Annotated in this window: 18 protein-coding genes; 9 read left to right on the top strand and 9 right to left on the bottom strand. The window is 61.9% G+C overall.

Going from position 1 to position 21,263, the window contains the following annotated elements; translation table 11 throughout:
• Positions 1–62: 62 nt before the first annotated feature.
• From IVB22_RS34120 to IVB22_RS34105, 4 genes are all read right to left on the bottom strand, one after another.
• Positions 63–833, bottom strand: coding sequence for a serine protease (locus tag IVB22_RS34120; protein WP_247521531.1), 771 nt, complete (start codon positions 831–833; stop codon positions 63–65).
• Positions 834–849: 16 nt separating this feature from the next.
• Positions 850–3,834 (bottom strand): excinuclease ABC subunit UvrA, encoded by a 2,985-nt coding sequence (uvrA, locus tag IVB22_RS34115; RefSeq protein ID WP_247521530.1) that lies wholly within the window; start codon positions 3,832–3,834, stop codon positions 850–852.
• 252 nt (positions 3,835–4,086) lie between these two features.
• Entirely contained in the window at positions 4,087–4,839 is a 753-nt protein-coding gene (locus IVB22_RS34110) for an outer membrane protein (protein WP_247521589.1), read from the bottom strand.
• Between the two features lie 229 nt (positions 4,840–5,068).
• Complete coding sequence (locus IVB22_RS34105) at positions 5,069–5,821, bottom strand: outer membrane protein (RefSeq protein ID WP_247521529.1); 753 nt, start codon at positions 5,819–5,821, stop codon at positions 5,069–5,071.
• Between the two features lie 530 nt (positions 5,822–6,351).
• Here IVB22_RS34105 and IVB22_RS34100 point away from each other — a divergent pair.
• Complete coding sequence (locus IVB22_RS34100) at positions 6,352–6,843, top strand: single-stranded DNA-binding protein (RefSeq protein WP_247521528.1); 492 nt, start codon at positions 6,352–6,354, stop codon at positions 6,841–6,843.
• 142 nt (positions 6,844–6,985) lie between these two features.
• Here the strand turns inward: IVB22_RS34100 and IVB22_RS34095 are convergent, their stop codons facing one another.
• Positions 6,986–7,714 (bottom strand): alpha/beta fold hydrolase, encoded by a 729-nt coding sequence (locus IVB22_RS34095; RefSeq protein ID WP_247521527.1) that lies wholly within the window; start codon positions 7,712–7,714, stop codon positions 6,986–6,988.
• A 253-nt stretch (positions 7,715–7,967) separates the two neighbouring features.
• Between IVB22_RS34095 and IVB22_RS34090 the strand changes: the two genes are divergently transcribed.
• The 4 genes from IVB22_RS34090 to IVB22_RS34075 all read left to right on the top strand — a co-directional run bounded on the left by IVB22_RS34090 (position 7,968) and on the right by IVB22_RS34075 (position 13,192).
• Complete coding sequence (locus tag IVB22_RS34090; RefSeq protein WP_256467492.1) at positions 7,968–8,678, top strand: helix-turn-helix domain-containing protein; 711 nt, start codon at positions 7,968–7,970, stop codon at positions 8,676–8,678.
• A 277-nt stretch (positions 8,679–8,955) separates the two neighbouring features.
• The gene (locus IVB22_RS34085) at positions 8,956–9,354 is read left to right on the top strand and encodes a DUF2306 domain-containing protein (RefSeq protein ID WP_247521525.1); all 399 of its coding nucleotides are present in this window, start codon (positions 8,956–8,958) and stop codon (positions 9,352–9,354) included.
• A 204-nt stretch (positions 9,355–9,558) separates the two neighbouring features.
• On the top strand, positions 9,559–12,288 hold the full coding sequence (gyrA, locus tag IVB22_RS34080; RefSeq protein ID WP_247521524.1) for a DNA gyrase subunit A: 2,730 nt from the start codon (positions 9,559–9,561) through the stop codon (positions 12,286–12,288).
• Between the two features lie 355 nt (positions 12,289–12,643).
• A complete protein-coding gene (locus tag IVB22_RS34075) occupies positions 12,644–13,192 on the top strand; it encodes a hypothetical protein (RefSeq protein WP_247521523.1) in 549 nt (182 codons plus the stop codon).
• A 923-nt stretch (positions 13,193–14,115) separates the two neighbouring features.
• On the opposite strand, the gene IVB22_RS34070 is transcribed toward IVB22_RS34075, so the two are convergent.
• Positions 14,116–15,687, bottom strand: coding sequence for a winged helix-turn-helix domain-containing tetratricopeptide repeat protein (locus IVB22_RS34070; RefSeq protein WP_247521522.1), 1,572 nt, complete (start codon positions 15,685–15,687; stop codon positions 14,116–14,118).
• Positions 15,688–15,855: 168 nt separating this feature from the next.
• On the opposite strand from IVB22_RS34070, the gene IVB22_RS34065 reads away from it, so the two are divergent.
• On the top strand, positions 15,856–16,086 hold the full coding sequence (locus IVB22_RS34065) for a DUF1127 domain-containing protein (RefSeq protein WP_247521521.1): 231 nt from the start codon (positions 15,856–15,858) through the stop codon (positions 16,084–16,086).
• Positions 16,087–16,144: 58 nt separating this feature from the next.
• Here the strand turns inward: IVB22_RS34065 and IVB22_RS34060 are convergent, their stop codons facing one another.
• The gene (locus tag IVB22_RS34060; protein ID WP_247521520.1) at positions 16,145–17,140 is read right to left on the bottom strand and encodes a tripartite tricarboxylate transporter substrate binding protein; all 996 of its coding nucleotides are present in this window, start codon (positions 17,138–17,140) and stop codon (positions 16,145–16,147) included.
• A gap of 32 nt (positions 17,141–17,172) precedes the next feature.
• Positions 17,173–18,531 carry a 3-carboxy-cis,cis-muconate cycloisomerase gene (pcaB, locus tag IVB22_RS34055; RefSeq protein ID WP_247521519.1) on the bottom strand — a complete coding sequence of 453 codons (1,359 nt, stop codon included), beginning with the start codon at positions 18,529–18,531 and terminating at the stop codon, positions 17,173–17,175.
• A 116-nt stretch (positions 18,532–18,647) separates the two neighbouring features.
• On the opposite strand from pcaB, the gene IVB22_RS34050 reads away from it, so the two are divergent.
• On the top strand, positions 18,648–19,430 hold the full coding sequence (locus IVB22_RS34050) for a GntR family transcriptional regulator (RefSeq protein ID WP_247521518.1): 783 nt from the start codon (positions 18,648–18,650) through the stop codon (positions 19,428–19,430).
• Between the two features lie 200 nt (positions 19,431–19,630).
• On the opposite strand, the gene IVB22_RS34045 is transcribed toward IVB22_RS34050, so the two are convergent.
• The gene (locus IVB22_RS34045; protein WP_247521517.1) at positions 19,631–19,888 is read right to left on the bottom strand and encodes a hypothetical protein; all 258 of its coding nucleotides are present in this window, start codon (positions 19,886–19,888) and stop codon (positions 19,631–19,633) included.
• A gap of 272 nt (positions 19,889–20,160) precedes the next feature.
• Here IVB22_RS34045 and coaD point away from each other — a divergent pair, with 272 nt between their 5' ends.
• Together coaD and IVB22_RS34035 are read left to right on the top strand one after the other, a co-directional pair.
• Complete coding sequence (coaD, locus tag IVB22_RS34040) at positions 20,161–20,658, top strand: pantetheine-phosphate adenylyltransferase (RefSeq protein ID WP_247521516.1); 498 nt, start codon at positions 20,161–20,163, stop codon at positions 20,656–20,658.
• A 61-nt stretch (positions 20,659–20,719) separates the two neighbouring features.
• A complete protein-coding gene (locus IVB22_RS34035) occupies positions 20,720–21,262 on the top strand; it encodes a peptidylprolyl isomerase (protein WP_247521515.1) in 543 nt (180 codons plus the stop codon).
• The last annotated feature ends 1 nt before the right edge of the window (position 21,263 follow it).

Raw genomic sequence — 21,263 nt, 5'->3', positions numbered from 1 at the left:
TGGGTAGAGCGAAGCGAGACCCCATTGTCACAGTGATGGGGTATCGTTCCGCTCCACCCATCCTAAACCTGCTGCATTACTTGACCAATCGTACGGCCATTCAGACAGCCGGGTGCCCAGTCGATCAACGGGCGAAGATCCTGCGCTATTCCAAACTCTTCGACGCGTGATATCACTTCATGAAATTCTGCATTTTCCTCAATTACATCCATATGTGAATGGAGCACGATGCGCGACTCGTGAGAATGCGTGCATACGCCGATTACCTCATCAGTGGCGCCTCGATAGATAAACAAAGGCGATCCACTGAGCCCGTTAGTGATAGAAAAGTTCAGTTCAAAGCAATTTGGGTGGTTGCCTGGGTGTAGACGTCCGGCAGGAATGCAGCGCTGAATGTATCCTTTGTGGGCACGCTGCTGTATTTCAAGTCTCTCCGCAGACTTGTGCACGTTCGACGCAGGATATCCCATTGCGGCAACATCCTGCCAAACTTCGACCGTTCGCTGGACGAGGCGGAATGGCGTGTTGGAGCGATACGCAGTGGTGAATACAGCTATGTCAAAGGGCTCAGGCGCGAATTCATAATCCAGAATTGTTGCCGCGAGACTCACTACTCGATCAGAAACGACTTGCATCGGAAAAGCTCCCGCAGAACCACCACGTGCTTTGATTTCGGTGAAGACCTTTTCGAGCACATGTCGAGCCGTAAGAAAAATTCCATCGGAGCCAATAAGAAAGCACGTACCGTAGAGCTCCTCTACAGTAACATCGTGATTTCCTGTAAATCGGCAAATCGGAGCCACGAAAGACTGGAGAAATGGAGAGTCAGTCATCGTGCGCAACTGATCCTCACTCCGCCGCCTCGCTCGCGCTGCTGCTCTTCCTCGGCTTGCCATCCGCCTTCTTCAGCACCGGCGCCAGGAATTTCCCCGTGTAGCTCCGCGGCGCCTTCACGATGTCCTCCGGCGGACCCCAGGCGACAATTTCGCCGCCGCCGTCGCCGCCTTCGGGGCCGAGGTCGATCACCCAGTCGGCGGTCTTGATGACCTCCAGATTGTGCTCGATCACCACCACTGTGTTGCCCTGCGAAACCAACTCGTGCAGCACTTCCAATAGTTTTGCGACGTCGTGGAAATGTAGCCCCGTGGTGGGCTCGTCCAGGATGTAGAGCGTGCGTCCCGTCGCGCGCTTTGACAACTCCTTCGCCAGCTTGACGCGCTGGGCTTCGCCGCCGGAGAGCGTTGTCGCCTGCTGGCCGACATGGATGTAGTCGAGGCCGACGCGGTGCAGCGTCTTGAACGTCTCGCGGACGCGGGGCACCGCCTTGAAGAATTCGGCGGCTTCTTCCACCGTCATGTCGAGCACGTCGGCGATGCTCTTGCCCTTGAACAGGACTTCGAGCGTCTCGCGGTTGTAGCGCTTGCCCTTGCAGGTGTCGCAGGTGACGTAGACGTCGGGCAGGAAGTGCATCTCGATCTTGATGACGCCGTCGCCCTGGCAGGCCTCGCAGCGGCCGCCCTTGACGTTGAAGGAAAATCGTCCCGGCTCGTAGCCGCGCGCCTTGGCTTCGGGCAGGCCGGCGAACCATTCGCGGATCGGCGTGAAGGCGCCGGTATAGGTCGCGGGGTTCGAGCGCGGCGTGCGGCCGATCGGCGACTGGTCGATGTCGATGATCTTGTCGATATGCTCCAGCCCCTCGATGCGGTCGTGGGGGGCGGCGCCTTCGCTGGCATTGTTCAGCTTGCGGGCGATCGCCTTGTAGAGCGTGTCGATCAGCAGCGTCGACTTGCCGCCGCCGGAGACGCCGGTGACGCAGGTGAACAGCCCCAGCGGAATCTCCGCCGAGACATTCTTTAAGTTATTGCCGCGGGCGTTGACGACCTTGATGGTTCGCCTGTGGTTCGGCGGCTTGCGCTCGGGGATCGCCACCGACATCTCGCCGGTGAGGTATTTGCCCGTCAGCGAGTTCGGGTTCTTCATGATCTCTGCTGGCGTGCCCTGCGCCACGATGTGGCCGCCATGCATGCCGGCGCCGGGGCCGATGTCGAGCACGTAATCGGCAAGCCTGATGGCGTCCTCGTCATGCTCGACCACGATCACGGTATTGCCGAGGTCGCGCAGCCGCTTCAGCGTTTCCAGCAGCCGCGCGTTGTCGCGCTGGTGCAGGCCGATCGAAGGCTCGTCCAGCACGTAGAGCACGCCTGTGAGCCCCGAGCCGATCTGCGAGGCGAGGCGGATGCGCTGGCTTTCGCCGCCGGATAGCGTGCCCGAGGCGCGGGCGAGCGTGAGATAGTTCAGGCCGACGTCGAGCAGGAACGAAAGCCGCTCGCGGATCTCCTTCAGCACGCGCGTGGCGATCTCGTTCTGCTGCGCGTTGAGCGCCTTCGGCACGGTCTCGAACCATTCGCCGGCCCGGAGCACCGACAATTCCGAGATTTCGCCGATATGCTTGCCGCCGATCTTGACGCACAGCGCCTCGGGCTTGAGGCGATGGCCGTGGCAGCCCCCGCAGGGAATGTCGGAGAAATATTTTGCCAGCTCCTCGCGCGCCCATTCGCTCTCGGTCTCGCGGAAGCGGCGCTCGAGATTGGTGATGACCCCCTCGAACGGTTTTTTGGTGTCGTAGGAGCGGACGCCGTCCTCGTAGGAGAATTTGATCTCGTCGTCGCCGGAGCCGTGCAGCAGGGCTGCCTGCGTCTTCTTCGGCAGGTCCTTCCACTTGGTGTCGAGCGTGAACTTGTAGAATTTGCCGAGCGCAGTCAGCGTCTGGATGTAATAGGGCGAGGACGATTTGGCCCACGGCGCGATCGCGCCCTTGCGAAGCGTCAGCTCCTTGTCGGGAATGACGAGGTCCTCGTCGATATGCTGCTCGACGCCGAGGCCGCCGCACGCAGGACACGCGCCGTAGGGGTTGTTGAACGAGAACAGCCGCGGCTCGATTTCGGGGATCGTGAAGCCGGAAACCGGGCAGGCGAACTTTTCCGAAAACAGAATCCGCTCCGGCCCGCTCTTGTCGTGAATCTTTGCGGTCTTCTTGTCGGACTTCTTCTCTTCCGCCGCGCCCGCCGGCGCGTCGGCGTATTCGATCACGGCGAGCCCCTCGGCGAGCTTCAGCGCGGTCTCAAAGCTTTCGGCGAGGCGCTGGCCGATGTCCGGGCGGACCACGATGCGGTCGACGACGACGTCGATGTCGTGTGGGAATTTCTTGTCGAGCGTTGGCGCCTCGGCGAGTTCATAGAACGTGCCGTCGATCTTGACGCGCTGAAAGCCCTTCTTGAGCCATTCGGCGAGCTCCTTCCTGTACTCGCCCTTTCGGCCGCGCACGACCGGCGCCAGCAGATAGAGCCGGGTGCCCTCGGGCAGGTCAAGCACGCGGTCGACCATCTGCGACACGATCTGGCTTTCGATCGGCAATCCCGTGGCGGGCGAGTAGGGCACGCCGACGCGCGCCCACAGCAGGCGCATATAGTCGTAGATCTCGGTGACGGTGCCGACGGTGGAGCGCGGGTTTTTCGAGGTGGTCTTCTGCTCGATCGAGATCGCGGGCGAGAGGCCGTCGATCTGGTCCACATCCGGCTTCTGCATCATCTCCAGGAACTGGCGCGCATAGGCCGAGAGCGACTCGACGTAGCGCCGCTGCCCCTCCGCATAGATGGTGTCGAAGGCAAGCGAGGATTTGCCGGAGCCGGAGAGGCCGGTGAACACCACGAGCTTGTCGCGGGGAATCTCGAGATCGACGTTCTTGAGATTGTGCTCGCGCGCGCCGCGGATGGTTATCGCGCGCGATGCGGAGCCGGCGGGTGGTTGGCGCTTCGCCCTGAGCACTTCATCCATATCGGCATTTTCCAGGCGTGCAGGCGCGCGCCACGTTGGGCGCGCATTTCCGGGCAGGCCGGGATCAGGCGCCGATGATTGAAAGTCGGAACATAGGAAGAACGATGAGGAATTTCCAGTGCCGTGTGCGAATCATCAACGGATTGTTTGCACTGCTATTTTTTTGGCAGCAGCAGTCAGCAGCGCCGCACAAAAAAAGGCCGGCGCAAGGCCGGCCTTTTCTCAATCTTGGGAACTCAGGTGACGCGGAGGTCAGTACGCGCCGAACTTGTAGTTGATGCGAGCGGTGACCACATCAACGTCCTGACGGATGCGGCTCTGGGCAAGCAGCGATCCAGCCGGGGCCAGGACGAAGGCGCCGTTGCTCACGAAGTTATAGGTCTTGTCCTGCATGAACATGTGATTGTATTCGATGCCGGCCGACCAGTTCGGGGCGAAGCCATATTCTAGGCCAACGCCGACCACGCCACCCCAACGGGTCTCATCGACGCTGTTGGCAAGCTGGACACCGGTGCCGGTCGCGAGCATACGGTAGCGATTGGAGGTCACGGCGGCGCCGCCCTTGACGTAGAACAGGACGTTGTTCGCGGCATAGCCGACCTGACCGGTGAACAGTCCGAAGGCATCGACACGAGTATCGTTGGTGATCGACGGAACAACAAGCGGGATCGCATTGCTACCGTGGAAGTCAGCCCAGTTGCCCTGCGCTTCCACGCCGAACACCCACGAAGCAGCCTGCCAGCGGTAGCCGATCTGACCACCGACAGTGCCGCCGGTTGCGTCATGACTGCCCATCGAGAGAGCGACGCCGAGGCTGGTCTCGTCCCAACGATTGCGGCTCGATCCCCAGCCGCCGTTAACGCCGGCGTAGAAGCCGCCCCAGTTGTACACGGCAACCGCCATCGGCGGCGCCTTGGTGTAGGCCCTTGCGGGAAGATCGGCGGCGATCGCGGGCGCCATCCCGAGCGCGATCAAACCAGTGGTGGTCAGCAGAATTTTCTTCACTTCGTTTTTCCTTTCGCGGCTCTTCAACGCAAACTTCCTCAGCCGTCAATTTGAGGTTGCGGTTCCATATACGTGAAGAGATCGCAAAAGGCTGTCGCCGAAAAACCACATCCGCGGCAAATGTATGCGCGATGCAACCGATGCGAGTATTGACCAGGCCGCGGTACAACCAAACAAAAAGGCCGGCGCGAGGCCGGCCTTTCGGTATTCGGTTTGCTGAAAGCGAAGATCAGTACCTCGTGATGCCCGGGCCGCCGAAGCGGTAGTTGATGCGCGCCGTGACCACATCGACGTCCTGCCTGATGCGATCGACACCGACGACGCCGCCGACCACGGGGTCGACGAAGGTGTGGGTGCGGTCCTGCATGAACAGATGGTTGTATTCGATGCCGGCCGACCAGTTGGGGGCGAAGCCGAATTCGAGGCCCGCGCCGACGCTGGCGCCCCAGCGGGTGTCATCACCCGTGGTGCCGATTATAGCGCCCGTGGGAATATCGCGGATGCGGAAACGATCCGCGGTAACGGCCGCACCACCCTTGACATAGAACAGAACGTTGTTGGCGGCCCAGCCGACCTGACCGGTGAACAGGCCGAAGGCGTCGATCTTCGATTCGTTCGCGAAGCCGGGGAAAAGTATGCTCTCATTGCTGCCCCGGAAGTCCGCCCAGTTGCCCTGGGCTTCGAGGCCGAACACCCAGCTGCTGGCCTGCCAGCGATAACCGAGCTGACCGCCGGCGGTGCCGCCGTCCGCGTCATGGCAACCCTCATGGCCGATCAAGAAGGGAGTAGGCGACACCGAATCCCAGCACTTGCGGCTCGTACCCCAACCACCGTTGGCACCGATGTAAAAACCGCTCCAGTCGTACACGACGGCGATCGGCGCCGGCGGCGCCTTGGTGTAAGGACGCGCAGCGAGGTCAGCAGCCGCCGCAGGGGCAGCGAACGCAATGAGAGCAACCGTACCTAACAGAAACTTTTTCATCCTCTATCTCCAGCTCTTGGCCGCTTCCCTTGGTCCCGAAGCGTTCCCGTGATGACGCGAGCACCGCGCCGCTGAGCAATTTCTATAGCGCGACTCGCGGGAAAATTGCGTCTCCCGATTGCAACACTCATGAACCAAAGTATGGAGCCAAGCTCATGATCTATATACGTTATTCCCGTTAGCGTGCGGAACTCCCGGTTCCATTTTGGCGTTTTCTAGACTTAATTGCGGCGAATTGAAGTCGCCATCGAGTTGAGCGCGAATTCGGCTCACGGCGACGTGAATTGCGGGAACAAAGTTGGAACATTGACCAGGGCGGTGCTATATGTGGATAACCGCCGACTTGCCGAGGGATCGCTAAGTCGGCGGGGCTTGCGAGCGTATAGGGTCGCTTCAGATGTCCGGAAGCGGACGTAGCGAGCGGACAACAAGACAGGTCAAGAACTGGCGACAGGTCAAGAATTGAAGGCGGCCGGCATGTGGCGGCCCAATCAATGATTTTTGCCGGCGATATCGAGTGGAGAGCGGCGATGGCGGGAAGCGTGAACAAGGTGATTCTGGTCGGCAACCTCGGCAAGGATCCTGAAATCCGGCGGACACAGGACGGGCGGCCGATTGCCAATCTGAGCATAGCGACCTCGGAGACCTGGCGCGACAAGGGCACCGGCGAGCGCAAGGAAAAGACCGAGTGGCATCGCGTCGTGATCTTCTCCGAACCGCTTTGCAAGATTGTCGAGCAGTATCTGAAGAAGGGCGCCAAGGTTTACATCGAGGGCGCGCTGCAGACCCGCAAATGGACCGATCAGAGCGGCGTCGAAAAGTACTCGACCGAAGTCGTGCTGCAGGGCTTCAACTCGACCCTGACCATGCTCGATGGCCGCAGCGGCGGCGGTGGCGGCAGTTTCGGCTCCGACGATTCCGGCGGTGACTTCGGTTCCGGCGGGTCGGTCAGCTCCGCGCCGCGGCGCCCGGTCGCGGCCGGCGCGCGCAACAGCGACATGGACGACGATATTCCGTTCTAGAATGTAGGTAGACACTTTCTGCAAAGACGGCAGGCGAATCCTTCGCCCCCAGAGGGGTGCAAGGGTTCGCCTGTTTCAGTTTGTAGCCACAGCATGGCCTCTGCAGCGTTCAAATGTGTTGGCGCGGTTGCGCGCAACGCCGTCAGCCCGCGACTTCCTGCAGCAGGGCCGCCAGTTCGCTTGGATGCGTGATGTATGGCAGGTGTGAGCTCGCGATTTTGCGTGATTGCCACCCCGCCGCGCTCGCAGCCCCCGCATAACGATCGAAGCCCGGATGCGGCCACTGGGTGCGGATGTAGGTGCGTGGCAACTTCTCGGCGGCAGGATTCCTGCGCTTCACCGGCTCCTTGAAATGGCCGAACGGTGTCGGGCACAGCCGGGGCAGTATCCAATCGAGGTCCGCCTTTTCCGTCACTTGCCAGGTTTCGGTGACAAGTTTTTCCCATGGCGGCGGCGCGAAACGCGGCAGCAGCCAGCCGTTGCCTTCTTTCTGCACGAATGCTTCCAGAGCGGGCCGACGATCGGGCGGGATCACGTCCAGCATGCTCTGGCCATCCGTCGGCACGAAGGCGTCGAGAAAGACTACATGTGCGATCCGTTCAGGCATGTGATCGGCGACGCCAGTAATCACCATCCCGCCCGAGCTGTTGCCGACAAGGATGACGTTGCGCAGGTCCTCGTATTCGATGACGTTGATGATGTCGCGGACGTGCATTTCAAGCCCGGTTTCCGGCCTTGCCAAATGCGCGCGCTCGCCGAGCCCGGTCAGCGTCGGAGTGAACACCTCGTGCCCTTGCGCACGCAGCAGCGGCGTCAGCTTTTTCCAGCACCAGCCGCCGAACCAGGCCGGATGGATCAGTACATAGGTCATCCTGTTGTCCTCTCGCGACCGCGCATTCGAGGCATCCGGGATTGCTGCGGCCAACATTGCCGCCCCGCCGAACGCTGCTAACGCCTGCCGGCGTGAAAGACCTGCAAGACCATGGCTACGCTGCCACATGGATCCCTCCACAAGCTGCTCGCTTTGGGGTTCCGCTCGACCGCATCGTTTGCCGAACGCCTGATGGCGACAAGTCCAAAATCTGGACTGGTCCCTGCGACCCAAAGATGTTTGAATTCCCGCCATGAAAGGCGGTTACGGCGAGTTCTGCCCGATCGCAAAGGCGTCCGAGGTCTTCGCCACACGTTGGACGCCGCTCGTGCTGCGCGAGTTGATGTTGGGCGCACATAGCTTCAATGACATTCATCGCGGGGTGCCGCTGATGTCGCGGTCTCTTCTGGCCGAGCGCCTGCGGCAATTGGAAGAAAACGGAATCGTCGCAAGAAGAACTCACCCCAACGATACAGGCTGTGAATATTGGCTGACGCCGTCAGGCGAAGCGTTTCACGACGTCTTGCGAGATCTCTCGCGCTGGGGCTTGGCGCACGCTCGCGATCGGCTCACCGCCGACGATCTGAATCCCGGCCTGCTGATGTGGCGAATGCGCAAGCGCGTGGACATCGGCGCGTTGCCGGAGCGTCGTGTGGTGATCCGCTTCGAATTCTCCGGCGTTCCCAAAAGCCGAACGACGTTACGCATCATGTGGCTGATCCTCGAACGGACAGGCGTCGATATCTGCTTCAAGGATCCGGGATATACCGTCGATCTGACCGTTCGCGGCGATGTTGCTACCCTTGTCAGGCTTTATCTCGGGCAGGTGAGTTGGCAGGAGGTCGAGGGGAAAGCATTGTCGATCGAGGGCGATCGACGGATGGCGCGACAGCTTCCCATCTGGCTGCAGCTCCATCGACAACTCGGCCGCGATTATCTGCCGTTTGGGCGTCCTGCTGCTTGACCAGTAGCCCGATCAAACCCGCTGTTGCACAGCCATTGCGACGACGGTTCTGCTTTGGGCCTCGACTTTTCCCGGGGATTGCGGCGGCGGGCGAGCGTGCGCTTCGCTCGCCTACGTTCGCGGGAATGCCCTCCAACAGTTTGATTTTAAGTCCACTTCGATTGCGGTTCCACGTTTTGACTTTTGATCGATGTTAATGATATTAACATTAGGAGCTCGATCTAACGCTCTCCGCGGCACCTAATCGCGCCCGCAATCGAGTTTCGGAGCGTCTTCCATGAGCCTCGCGCCGCTGCTAGATGCTGGTCCCGTAATACCAGTTCATGCCTTGGCTGCGATGGCCGCGTTCGCCCTTGGCGTCGTCCAGTTCGCCGCGCCGAAGGGAACGCTACCGCATCGAACGGTCGGCTGGATCTGGGTAGGCCTGATGGCTGTCGTCGCCGCCAGTTCGTTCTGGATCCACGAGATCCGCTTGCTCGGCCCCTGGAGCCCGATCCATCTGCTGTCGATCATGGTTTTGGTGCTGCTGCCGGTCGCAGTCGTTGCCGCGCGCAGTCACAATGTGAGCCGTCACCGCAAGACGATGATCGGCATCTTCACGGGAGGGCTTGTCGTCGCCGGCCTGTTCACCTTCCTGCCGGGCCGGATCATGCACGCGGTGGTTTTCGGCCATTAGGCCGATGCAGGAAACAGCGTTCCGGCGGCTCCTTTTCGGGGCCTGAAAATGTCCGCTCCAGCTAGCCCGCCGCAAGGCGCTTCCGATCCCGTAAGTCCATGAAAAAACGGGCGGAAAAACAGCCGATCCGGAGCGCTTCGGGGTGGTTATCGGACCCCCAATGCGCTATATGATTCTCAGCTGAGAATTGACCGGATTTCCCCTTTGTCTGACCCTGAAGATAACAAGCCCGGCGAGCCGCCGGAGCCTTCCGATATTCGTCCCGTTTCCATCCTCGACGAGATGAAACGCTCCTACCTCGATTACGCCATGAGCGTGATCGTGGCGCGGGCGCTGCCGGATGCGCGCGACGGGCTCAAGCCCGTGCACCGCCGCATTCTCTACGCGATGCACGAGAACGGCTTCGAGTGGAACAAGTCGTACAACAAGTCGGCGCGCACCGTCGGCGACGTCATCGGTAAATACCATCCGCACGGCGATCAGTCGGTCTATGACGCGCTGGTGCGTCTGGCGCAGGATTTCTCCATGCGCGTGCCGCTGATCGACGGCCAGGGCAATTTCGGCTCGGTGGACGGCGATACGGCGGCCGCCATGCGGTACACCGAATCCCGCTTGACCAAGATCGCGCATACGTTGCTCGACGACATCGACAAGGACACCGTCGATTTCCAGGCCAATTACGACAGCCGCGACCGCGAACCGACGGTACTGCCGGCCAAGTTCCCGAACCTTCTGGTCAACGGCGCCGGCGGTATCGCCGTCGGCATGGCGACCAACATTCCCCCGCACAATCTCGGTGAGGTCATCGACGCCTGCGTGGCGCTGATCGACAATCCCGCGCTTACGATCGACGACCTCATCAACATCGTGCCCGGACCGGATTTCCCGACCGGCGGCATCATCCTGGGACGGCAGGGCATCCGCTCGGCCTATCATCTCGGCCGCGGCTCGATCGTGATGCGCGGCAAGGTCACGATCGACACCATCCGCAAGGATCGCGAAGCGATCATCGTCACCGAAATTCCCTTCCAGGTGAACAAGGCCACCATGGTGGAGCGCATCGCCGAGCTGGTGCGCGAGAAGAAGATCGAGGGCATCTCCGACCTGCGCGACGAATCCGACCGTGACGGTTTCCGCGTCGTCGTCGAATTGAAGCGCGACGCCGTGCCCGACGTGGTGCTGAACCAGCTCTATCGTTTCACGCCGCTGCAGACGAATTTTCCGGCCAACATGGTGGCGCTCGACGGCGGCCGGCCGCGGGTGATGAACCTGAAGGACCTGCTGACGCTGTTCGTCGCGTTCCGCGAGCAGGTGGTCACGCGGCGCACCAAGTTCCTGCTCAACAAGGCGCGCGACCGCGCCCATATCCTGGTGGGCCTTGCGATCGCGGTCGCCAACATCGACGAGATCATTCGCGTTATCAGAACCTCGCCCGATCCGACCACGGCGCGTGACACGTTGATGTCGCGCGACTGGCCGGCGCGGGACGTCGAGGCGATGATCACGCTGATCGACGATCCCCGGCACCGGATGGCGCCCGACGGCACCGCGCGGCTGTCGCTGGAGCAGGCCAAGGCTATTCTCGAACTGCGCCTGCAGCGGCTGACCGCGCTTGGCCGCGAGGAGATTTCCGAAGAGCTCGACAAGCTCGCGGTGGAAATCGCCGACTATCTCGAGATCCTGCGGTCGCGCGCGCGCGTGCAGGGCATCATCAAGGAAGAGCTTGCGGCGGTGAAGGGCGAGTTCGCTACCCCGCGCAAAACCGTCATTATCGAGCAGGAAGGCGAGGTCGAGGACGAGGACCTGATCCAGCGCGAGGACATGGTGGTCACGGTCTCGCACGCCGGCTACGTCAAGCGCGTGCCGCTCTCGACCTATCGCGCCCAGCGCCGCGGCGGCAAGGGCCGCGCGGGCATGCAGACCCGCGACGAGGATTTTGTCAGCCGCCTGTTCGTGGCCTCGACCCACACGCCGGTGCTGTTCTTCTCCTCGAAGGGCCAGGTCTACAAGGAAAAGGTCTGGCGGCTGCCGGTGGCAGCTCCCAACGCGCGCGGCAAGGCGCTGATCAACATCCTGCCGCTGGAGCAGGGCGAGCGCATCACCACCATCATGCCGCTGCCGGAGGACGAATCCTCCTGGGGCAATCTCGACGTGATGTTCGCCAACACCGGCGGCACCGTCCGCCGCAACAAGCTGTCCGACTTCGTCGATGTCCGCCGCTCCGGCATCATCGCCATGAAGCTCGGGGAGGGCGAGGCGATCGTCGACGTGCAGATCTGCACCGAGCATGACGACGTGCTGCTGACGGCCGCCGGCGGCCAATGCATCCGCTTCCCTGTCACCGATGTGCGCGTCTTCACCGGCCGCACCTCGATGGGCGTGCGCGGTATCGCCCTGGCCCAGAACGACACGCTGATCTCGCTGGCGATCCTGCGCCATGTCGAGACCATCTCCGAGGAGCGGTCGGCTTACCTCAAGATGCGCCGCGCGGTGGCAGGCGAGACCGCTGCCGAGGAAACCGCCGAGGCGGAGACCGAGGAGGCGTCGACCGCGATCCAGCTCTCGTCGGAGCGCTATGTCGAGATGTCGGCGCAGGAGCAGGTGGTGCTGACGGTTTCCGTCAACGGCTACGGCAAGCGCACCTCGTCCTACGAGTACCGCACCACCGGCCGCGGCGGCAAAGGCATCGTCGCGATGTCCGTCAACAACCGCAATGGCAAGCTGGTGGCGTCGTTCCCCGTGGAGCACAGCGATCAGATCATGCTGGTGACCGACAAGGGCCAACTGATCCGCTGCCCGGTCGAGGACATCCGCATCGCCGGCCGCTCGACCCAAGGCGTCATCGTGTTCGATACCGCCGAGGACGAACACGTGGTGTCGGTCGAGCACATCGGCGACGACGGGGAGAACGGCGAGAACGGCAACGGCGGCTAGCGCCGCCGGCCTTGTGATGGTGAGTAGCCCGGGTGGAGCGCAGCGCAACCCGGGATTACCACCCTATCCGCTGGCGAGACTGTTCCCGGATTTCGCTTCGCTGCATCCGGGCTACGCGCATAAGCCTGCAAAGGGGAAGGGCGCCGTCGTCTGCTTGGGTCAAAACAAAAGTCGCGGCTGGTTTTTGCCGCGTTGTGGGCCCCGGCCGGATGCCCTTGCTGTTCCAGAATTAACCTGCACAGCGCACATCAAGCTTAATCGCCAAGCTTAATACGCAGGTTTCGTTGTGACCGACCCACGGTGCGATAAGATTGCCGGGCACATAGAACAGGTACGGCTCTCGATCATGCCGAACATGCGTATTGTCGCCATTGCTGTTGTACTGTTGTTGTCGCCAGCCGCCGCGCATGCATCGAAAGACTGCATGACCAAAGCGGAGGCCCGCAACGTCTATCGCACCTCGTATCTGTACTGGCATGGCAAGGGTCGCTGCTGGGATGCCTCGCCGCGTGCCTCGCACCGTCTTAAAAAAGTGGCGGCCGCAAGGGCGAAGCGGATCGAGGCGTTGCATAAAGCCAACGCTAGACCCAAGCCGGAAGTAAAGGTTGAAGTGGTCGACCCCAGCCCGGTGCCGACGGGAGCCAACGGAACGCTAACGCCAGATGATTTGCGCAAATGGGCAAACAGCATGGCGGCGATGCCGTCAGAGCCGATTGTGACGATCCTGGATCGCTGGCCCGACAAAGAACTGCCGCAGCACCGGACCAGGCCGGCGGCGGTTGAAGAGCCATCGCTGATGAAGACCAGGACTATCATCATGGTGATCATCATGTTGATGGCGCTGTCAGCGGTGCTGATTGGAGTGACAGTTCACCGAAGATCATCCCACAGAATGATGCATTAGCGGCGAACGGTGGTATCCCGGTGATCAGCGTGAGCGCTATCGACGCGGGAGCCTGGCGATGACGGCAGCGATTGTTCAAACATGTGAACTCGTTCACAGCCACTTGCGCTCTTCCGGTACATAACGTGGCTGCGGAGGGCACACGCTATGACCCAACCTGCAAAGCGCATACCCACATGGCTGACGATTGACGTGCTGGTGATCGTCATATCGCTGGCGATTATCGGGATCGGCATCGGGATCGGGATTGCTCCCTAGCCGCGAACATGAGCCGGATCGGTTCTGACAGCTGGCAGCACTACCAAAATTGGTACATCCAGATTGCCGGCTTTTCCGAACGGTTCAGTTTTCATAATATCGCGAACAGAGGAGCTCTCTTGTGTGCGCGCTCCGGCGAGAAAACCGCGTTGGCTCAACCCAGCCCCCTGTACCGCAGCCAAGGGCATGTATCTCGTCGGGGCGCGCAAGCAAGAATTGCCTGGTGCAACGCTCCTCGGAACGCTGTGACCTGGAAGCGGAACGGCGGTGAATATGCGTGGTCGTTTTTACGGATTAGTCGAGTGCTTGGTATATCGAGCACCAAACGCCGCTGCCGGGGTTGCATCGGCTGTGAACAGACCGCTGCCAAACGCGACGGGCGGCCAAAAAACGCCTCGACGGGCACGGGGCTTTCCGATGTGGACATTTCTTACGATCAATCCTCGCGCTGGCAGAAATTCGCGGCGGTACCCGAGGAAATTTCGAGCGTGAGGTGTAGGGAAGAACCCACAGTCTGCCGCCGTCTGGTGACTCCGATCAGTCAGAGCTGCGCCCGAACGCGAACATCGGCAGCGGCGGCGGGCACGTCGGCTTTGTGCCATAGGCGACATCGCGCGTGCACCCCTCTGGACAGTTTCTGAGTGGTGCCTTTGCTTTGGGCGGCCTTAATCAGGAACACCAGCGCGGCGAAGCCCTTCGTAATAAGGCTCGAACTTGTCGCGCATGGCGATCGGATAACGGCGAATGAGCCGTCTTATTGAGAATTGCGGGTCGAGTCCGAGCAACGTTTGCGCGGCCGCCTTCGCCTCTGCGTCTCTGCCAATCGAGGCTGCGCTCGAAGCCAGAACGACCCAGCCGGGCAGATAGTTCGGATTGTGCTGCACGGCTCGATGGGCCCAGTCACTTGCCATTTCGAGATTTCCACCGAGTTGGTGCGCCAACGCCAACGCCTGAAAGATCGCGTAACCACGAGAATCTCGCGGGCTGAGGCGTCTCGCATGGTTGAGGTGCTTGATAGCAACTTCCGTATCACCGGCCCGCGTCCTGACGACGCCGCTTTGCAAGTAGGCGTGCGCGTGGTTTGGATTCACGGATAGCGCCTCGTCGATGTAGGCGATGCCTTTCGCAAGGTCATGGGCGAACCAGGCAAAGCAGTGACCAGCAGTGCCGAGCATGAGCGGATCGAGGCGGTCTGCGCGAAGACCACGTTCGACGAGATCGAGAACCTCGGCATGTTCTCTCGGCTCGTCAACAACCCAACCTTGCGTATGCCTCTGTATGTAGGCGCGCGCCGCCAAGGCGTAGGCCGGAGCAAACGTTGGATCGAGTGTGATCGCTTGAAGACAGTTGTTCAGCATCGCCTGAACACTGTTACGCGTAAATGCATCGGTCAGCGCCTGGGCGCGCAGATAGTAGTCGTAAGCGCCCAAATTCTCGGGTCGCTTTCGCCGCGTGCGCTCGATTTCAGCAAGCTGGATTGTCGGTTCCAGAATGCCTACCACCGCCTCGGTTATCCGGTCCTGCAAGTCGAACAAGTCTTCCGCTTTTCCGTCGTACTTCTCGCCCCACACGTGGTTGCCGGTTGCCGTATCGACGAGCTGCGCAGTGAAGCGGACGCGGGTACTGAAGCGCCTGATGCTCCCCTCCAACACATACCGTACGCCAAGCTCGCGCCCGACCTGGCGCACGTCCACGGCGCGACCCTTGTATGTGAAGCTTGAGTTACGAGCGATTACGAATAGCCAGCGATGCCGTGAAAGCCCCGTCAATATGTCCTCGGCCATGCCGTCAGCGAAGTATTCCTGATCCGGATCGCCGCTCATGTTCTGAAACGCTAGTACGGCGATAGAGGGTTTATCGGGGAGTGTAAGGGCGACTTTCGACGGTTCTACCGGGTTGTCGGCAACTACCCCGCCTGCGGGATCCTGCGCTTCCAGCACGGGACCGACAAAACGGAAGCCCTTGCGCGGCAGGGTCTTGATGAGGCGCTGTTCATGGCCGGTATCGCCGATCGCGCTCCGAGCGATATTCAGGCGGGTCGTCAATGCAGCATCGGATACGATACGCCCATTCCAGATGGCGCTGATGAGGTCATCCTTGCTGACGACGCGCTCCCTGTTGCGGATCAGGTAATCGAGCAGGTCGAAGACCTGGGGCGCGATGGAGACGACGTCCGTCCCGCGATGCAGCTCGCGCCGGTCAGTGTCGAACGCGAACGCCTCGAAAAGATAGCGCAAGCTGCCATTCCCTTGGGACAACTCCCATCTCTGCCGGGAGCTCTGGCACCGCTTAGAGCGCAAAGAATAAGCCGCTGGTGAGGAAAATGTAAGCCAAATGTCAAGCGTGCCCTTCGATGCCTTGGCAGCCTCGCTTGGGTAGAAACAACACCCAAGGGAGATACGGCGATGAGCACGATCTATAGTGAAGCAGGGTTGGGACGGGCCGCCGCATCGACGCAGCGCGTATCCAGCTTTTTCAAGAAATATTGGGATGCGTTTCAGGAACGGCGCGAACGCCAGAGGTTGCAAACCGCCTTGTGCGACCTGAGCGACTGGGAGCTGAAGGATATCGGTACTACTCGCGGCGAGATTGACTACGTTGCCTCGAACCGAGATACCGACCCGCGAGGCATCTGATCCGCCGGAAGATACCGTTCCCGACTGCGCTTCGCTGCATCCGGGCTACGCGCAGGCATCAATCGATGGTCAAGCCGGCCTTCTGGATCAGCGGCACCCAGCGATTGATTTCCGACTGGACGTAGTCGCGGAAGCCAGTCGGGGTATTGGTCGCTTCCTCTGGCATTTCCAGGCCGAGCGGGGCGAGGCGGGCGCGCAGGGTCGCATCCTGGGTTGCCTTGCGGATCGAGGCGTTCAATCGCTCCACGATCGGTTGCGGCGTTCCCTTGGGTGCGAGGAATCCGAGCCAGACCGGAAAGTCGAGGCCATCAACGCCGAACTCGTTGGTGGAGGGCACCTCGGGCATGGTGGAAATCCGCGCCGAGCGGAAGACCGCCAGGGGGCGCACAGTCTTGGCCTGAATCTGGGCCAGCGCCGTGAGCGACACTTCGACCATGTAGTCGATCTGGCCGGCGATGAGATCGTTCATCGCAGGACCCGTTCCGCGATAGGAGACCAGATTGACCTTGGTGCCGAGCCGGACGTTCAGCATGGCTGCGCCCATGTGTGCCGACGAGCCGGGCCCGGCGGTGCCGGCATTGAGCTTGGCCTCGTTGGCGCGGACATACTCCACGAATGCCTTGAAGTTATCAGGCGGAAGGTCGCGTTTGACGATGAGCACCTGCGGAAGATCGCCGAGCAGTCCGAGATGTTCGTAATCCTTGATGGGGTTGTACTTCAGGTTCTTGTAGAGCCCGACGCTGGACACATGCGTGCCGGCCTGGCCGATCTGGATCGTATAGCCGTCAGGCGTCGCGCGCGCGGCCCTGGTCGAGCCGATCGTCCCGCCGGCCCCGGCGACGTTTTCGATCACCAGCGTTTGTCCGAGATCACGCGAAACGAATTCCGCATAGATGCGCGCGATGGCGTCGGTCGGCCCGCCGGCGGCGAACGGCACGATGACGTTGATCGGCCGGTCCGGATAGTTCGTTTGAGCGCGAAGAATGGACGGCATGCAGAGTGCGCCTGCCAGGCCGAACGTAACCGCGCGGCGGTCAATAATTCGGGACGCCATGAAGAGATCCTCCCAAGTATTTATCGTTTTGTTTATCGTTTGATGTGACGGGCGAGCACGCGGTCCACCATCGCCCCGGCTGTTCCGAGATAGTTCGATGGTTCGCATAAGGCGGCGAGCCGATCGTGGGGCAGGGCGGATGCGATCGCCGGACGCCGCAGCAATGCCTCAAGGAGCGCGTCGCCACGGTCGAACGCATCGCGGCAGGCGGCATAGACCTCGTCATGCGCTAGCTGGCGGCCAAGCACGGGCGCGAGCCCCATCATGACAGCTTCGGCGACGATCAGCCCGCGCGTGGAATCGAGGTTTCGCTTCATCGCCGCCTGATCGACGATCAGGCCGGAAAGCATGAATTGCGCCTGTGCCAGCGAGCCGGCCGTGAGAAGACAGACCTGGGGCAATGCGAGCCATTCGCAATGCCAGGGCCCGGTGGCACGCTCGAGATCCTGCACCATGCTGTCGAGCATCAGCGAAGCGGCGTCGCGCGACATCTTTGCGTTCGCCAGCAGAATTTCCGACGAGATCGGATTGCGCTTCTGCGGCATGGTCGAGGACGCGCCGCGATGCGAGGCGAAAGGTTCGAACACCTCGCCGATCTCGGTCGCCATCAGGATCATGACGTCATAGCCGATCTTGCCGAGCGCGCCGCAGATCACCGCCAGCGTCTGGACCAGTTCGACCAGCCCGTCGCGGGCGACGTGCCAGGTGATATCGGGTTCGGCAAGACCGAGGACGCGCGCATAGGCGGCACGCACGTCCAGTCCGTGCGCGCCGAGTGAGGCCAGCGTTCCCGCTGCGCCACCGAGCTGCGCCTGAAGGGCGCGAGGCTTGGCTTGTTCGAGCCGATCGGCGGAGCGCTGCAGCGCCGAGAGCCAGATCGCAGCCTTGTGCCCGAAGGTGATCGGCAGGGCCTGCTGAAGATGGGTTCGCCCCGCCATCGGCGTATCGCGATGGAGGCGGGCGAGATCGGCAAGCGTGGCCATGACCTCGACGAGCTGGGCTTCGATCAGCGCCACCGCTTCGCGCAGTTGCAGCACCGTCGCCGTGTCCATGATGTCCTGGGTGGTCGCCCCCCAATGCACGTAGCGGCCGGCTTCGCCGAGGTGCTGCGAGAGCTGGCGCACCAGGCCGACGATGGGATAGCCGACGTTCTCGGTGTCGCGTTTCAGCTGCTCGCTATCGAGCGCGATCGCCGGGGCCTGTTGCGCGATCGCCTGTGCCGCCTCTTGCGGAATTACGCCGATTTCGCCCTGGGCCACGGCAAGCGCCACCTCGGCCTGCACATAGGCCCTGAGCTGGGCGTCGTCGGAAAACACCGCGCGCATGGCCGGCGTCGAGAACACGTCGCGATAGAGGATGCTGTCGAAGATGGTGCTGGCCACCGCGGTCATTTCACTCCCCGTTAATATGTACGGCCATATGATTGATATGTACAAATTTGTCAAGCGCGGGTGCCGGTCCGTCGAAGTCGTGCTAAGCGTCGCCCCGACCGAGAGAACCGTTCGACATGCCAATTTACGAGGATATCGCCCGCGATTTGCTGGAGGCGATCCACCGGGGCCAATACCCCGTCGGCGGGCTGATACCGACCGAGCTGGAGCTTGCCGCGCGCTACGAGGTCAGCCGGCAGACCGTACGTGCGGCGATGCGTCGGCTCACGGAGCTTGGGGCGGTTTCGCGGCGGAAAGGCTCCGGCACGCGGGTTGAGACGCGCGAACGTCCGCAGGAGAGTTTTCAGCAGACGCTCGGCTCATTGAGCGATCTCGTGGCGCTGGCCGCTGCGACCGAACGCGACATCAGAAGCATCGACACCGTCGTGATGGATCGCAAGGCGGCGCGGCGCCTCGGCTGTCAGCCGGGGTCGCGCTGGCTGCGGATCGCCTATGTTCGTGCATCGACAAAGCCCAAGAGCCCGCCATTGGCCTGGGTCGATTGCTATGTCGAAGAAAGCTATGCGGATGCGGTGAGTGACATCCGAAAAGACCGCCGCCTGGTCTGCGACATGATTGCAGACAGTTACGGCGTGATCGCCTCCGAAGTGCATCAAACCGTTGCGGCGACGGTAGTTCCGAACGAGTTTGCCAAACCGCTGGGAGCAGAAGCAGGATCGCCCGCGCTCGAAGTCATCCGCCGGTATCTGGACGCGCACGGCCGCCTGTTCGAGATATCGGAAAGCATCCATCCCGCCGGCCGATACGTCGTGACGTCGGTGCTGAAGCGCGTCGCCAAGCCGGGGCCGGCAGACGGCCGCGCGCCGCGAACTTCCGGCAAGACGAGATCGCGGGCCTGAGGCAGCGCAGTAGCCCGGGTGGAGCGCAGCGCAACCCGGGATCAGTCTATCCGCCGGCGATACCGTCCCCGGATTACGCTTCGCTCCATCCGGGCTACGCGCTAAGCCAAAGCGGCCAGAACGCAAATGGCGAGCGGGGGGCATCCCTGCTCGCCAATACTGTGGTTTCTTGGAGGTTGGTCGGAACGAAAATTGCGCCGTTACGGGGTACGGTCGGCAGTCACCAGGCGGGCTTCCCTCACCATCGACTTGGAGCCGGCCGAACGGAGGCAGGAAGCCTCGAAATTCGGCCAGGCCTGCTGTGAGCAATCCTTGCCGACGGTGCGGATATCCAGGCGGTCGCCCTTGGCAAGCGCCTGCGGAACACTGGCTTCGACCTGGGGGGCAAAGCCGGGCAATACGGTGAGCGCGGCAGCAATGAACGCAGCAACAGTGATTGCGGAAAAAGCCTTGATCATAACGGTCCCCTGTCGTGGGCCTTCGCGGCCCGTCGTTCGTTGGATGGACTTGTAGCCAGCGCAAGTTTCCGGCTGTCTTCGCCAAGTCCGAAAATGGTTTCGTCCCGGCCCAGTTTTGTTTCGTCGTCCATTGGCTGATGAAACATTGCCGGCCCGCCCAGGAAGACGCCCGGCCCCAAGAGTGGTTCATTGGCCGATCCGAAATAAAAACCCGGACCGGTGAGGAACCAGCCCGGCTTGCCGGGCCGCCCGGGGCGGGGTAGGAGGGACCTATGTCCCGTATCGCGCTCTATCCCGGTTCCTTCGACCCCATCACCAACGGCCATCTGGACGTGCTCCGGCACGCCGTGACGCTGTGCGACCGCCTGATTGTCGCCATCGGCGTCCATTCCGGCAAAAAGCCGCTGTTTTCGACCGAGGAGCGGCTCGACATGGTTCGGGCGGTATGTGAGCCGATCGCGCAACAGGCAGGCTGCGCCTTCGACTGCACTACCTACGACAACCTCACCGTCGCTGCGGCGCGTCAGGTCGGCGCTACGATCATGATTCGCGGACTGCGCGACGGAACCGATATGGACTACGAAATGCAGCTTGCTGGCATGAACGAGGCCATGGCGCCGGAGGTGCACACCGTGTTCGTCCCGGCGTCGCCGGCCGTCCGCCCGATCACCGCCACGCTGGTGCGCCAGATCGCCGGGATGGGCGGCGACTTCTCCGCCTTCGTGCCGCCCCAGATTGCCGCGAGCCTGAAGGCCAAGTTCTCGCAATAGCGTTCTCGCAATAGCGCGCTCAACGCATTCGTCGTCCCCGACCTCTCGATCCGGAGTTTTCATGATCCGAATTCTCGCCGTTCTCGCCGCGCTGTTCCTTGTGGCTCCCGCGATCGCCCAGCCGCTGCCCGCCAATCTCGACAAGGCGAATGCGATCGTGATCGACACCACCAAGGGCCGCATCGTGGTCAAGCTGCGGAACGACCTCGCGCCCCAGCATGCCGAGCGCATCAAGCTCCTGGCGCGCGAGGGCTACTACAACAACGTGCCGTTCCATCGCGTGATCGAGGGATTCATGGCGCAGACCGGCGACGGCAAGAATTTCAACGGCACCGGCGGTTCGAAACATCCGAACCTGCCGGCCGAATTCTCCAACGTGCCGTACAAGCGCGGCATCGTCGGCATGGCCCGAACGAGCGATCCCAACTCGGCCAATTCGCAGTTCTTCATCATGTTCGCCGAAGGCGCCTCGCTGAACGGCAAGTACACCGTGATCGGCGAAGTCGTGTCGGGCATGGACGTGGTCGACAAGATCAAGCGCGGCGAACCGGTCGCCGATCCCGACAAGATGGTGAAGGTGCAGGTCGCATCCGACGTCAAGTGAG

It is taken from the genome of Bradyrhizobium sp. 190, from assembly GCF_023073415.1.
Taxonomy (GTDB): Bacteria; Pseudomonadota; Alphaproteobacteria; order Rhizobiales; family Xanthobacteraceae; genus Bradyrhizobium.
This window is presented reverse-complemented; position numbering and strand designations above follow the sequence as displayed.

Excerpts from the sequence above, each read along its gene's own strand:
- IVB22_RS34120 (WP_247521531.1), bottom strand. The coding sequence starts at position 833 with ATGACTGACTCTCCATTTCTCCAGTCTTTCGTGGCTCCGATTTGCCGA.
- uvrA (WP_247521530.1), bottom strand. The coding sequence starts at position 3,834 with ATGGATGAAGTGCTCAGGGCGAAGCGCCAACCACCCGCCGGCTCCGCA.
- IVB22_RS34105 (WP_247521529.1), bottom strand. The coding sequence starts at position 5,821 with ATGAAAAAGTTTCTGTTAGGTACGGTTGCTCTCATTGCGTTCGCTGCC.
- IVB22_RS34100 (WP_247521528.1), top strand. The coding sequence starts at position 6,352 with ATGGCGGGAAGCGTGAACAAGGTGATTCTGGTCGGCAACCTCGGCAAG.
- IVB22_RS34095 (WP_247521527.1), bottom strand. The coding sequence starts at position 7,714 with ATGACCTATGTACTGATCCATCCGGCCTGGTTCGGCGGCTGGTGCTGG.
- IVB22_RS34090 (WP_256467492.1), top strand. The coding sequence starts at position 7,968 with ATGAAAGGCGGTTACGGCGAGTTCTGCCCGATCGCAAAGGCGTCCGAG.
- IVB22_RS34085 (WP_247521525.1), top strand. The coding sequence starts at position 8,956 with ATGAGCCTCGCGCCGCTGCTAGATGCTGGTCCCGTAATACCAGTTCAT.
- IVB22_RS34075 (WP_247521523.1), top strand. The coding sequence starts at position 12,644 with ATGCGTATTGTCGCCATTGCTGTTGTACTGTTGTTGTCGCCAGCCGCC.
- IVB22_RS34065 (WP_247521521.1), top strand. The coding sequence starts at position 15,856 with ATGAGCACGATCTATAGTGAAGCAGGGTTGGGACGGGCCGCCGCATCG.
- IVB22_RS34060 (WP_247521520.1), bottom strand. The coding sequence starts at position 17,140 with ATGGCGTCCCGAATTATTGACCGCCGCGCGGTTACGTTCGGCCTGGCA.
- pcaB (WP_247521519.1), bottom strand. The coding sequence starts at position 18,531 with ATGACCGCGGTGGCCAGCACCATCTTCGACAGCATCCTCTATCGCGAC.
- IVB22_RS34050 (WP_247521518.1), top strand. The coding sequence starts at position 18,648 with ATGCCAATTTACGAGGATATCGCCCGCGATTTGCTGGAGGCGATCCAC.
- IVB22_RS34045 (WP_247521517.1), bottom strand. The coding sequence starts at position 19,888 with ATGATCAAGGCTTTTTCCGCAATCACTGTTGCTGCGTTCATTGCTGCC.
- coaD (WP_247521516.1), top strand. The coding sequence starts at position 20,161 with ATGTCCCGTATCGCGCTCTATCCCGGTTCCTTCGACCCCATCACCAAC.
- IVB22_RS34035 (WP_247521515.1), top strand. The coding sequence starts at position 20,720 with ATGATCCGAATTCTCGCCGTTCTCGCCGCGCTGTTCCTTGTGGCTCCC.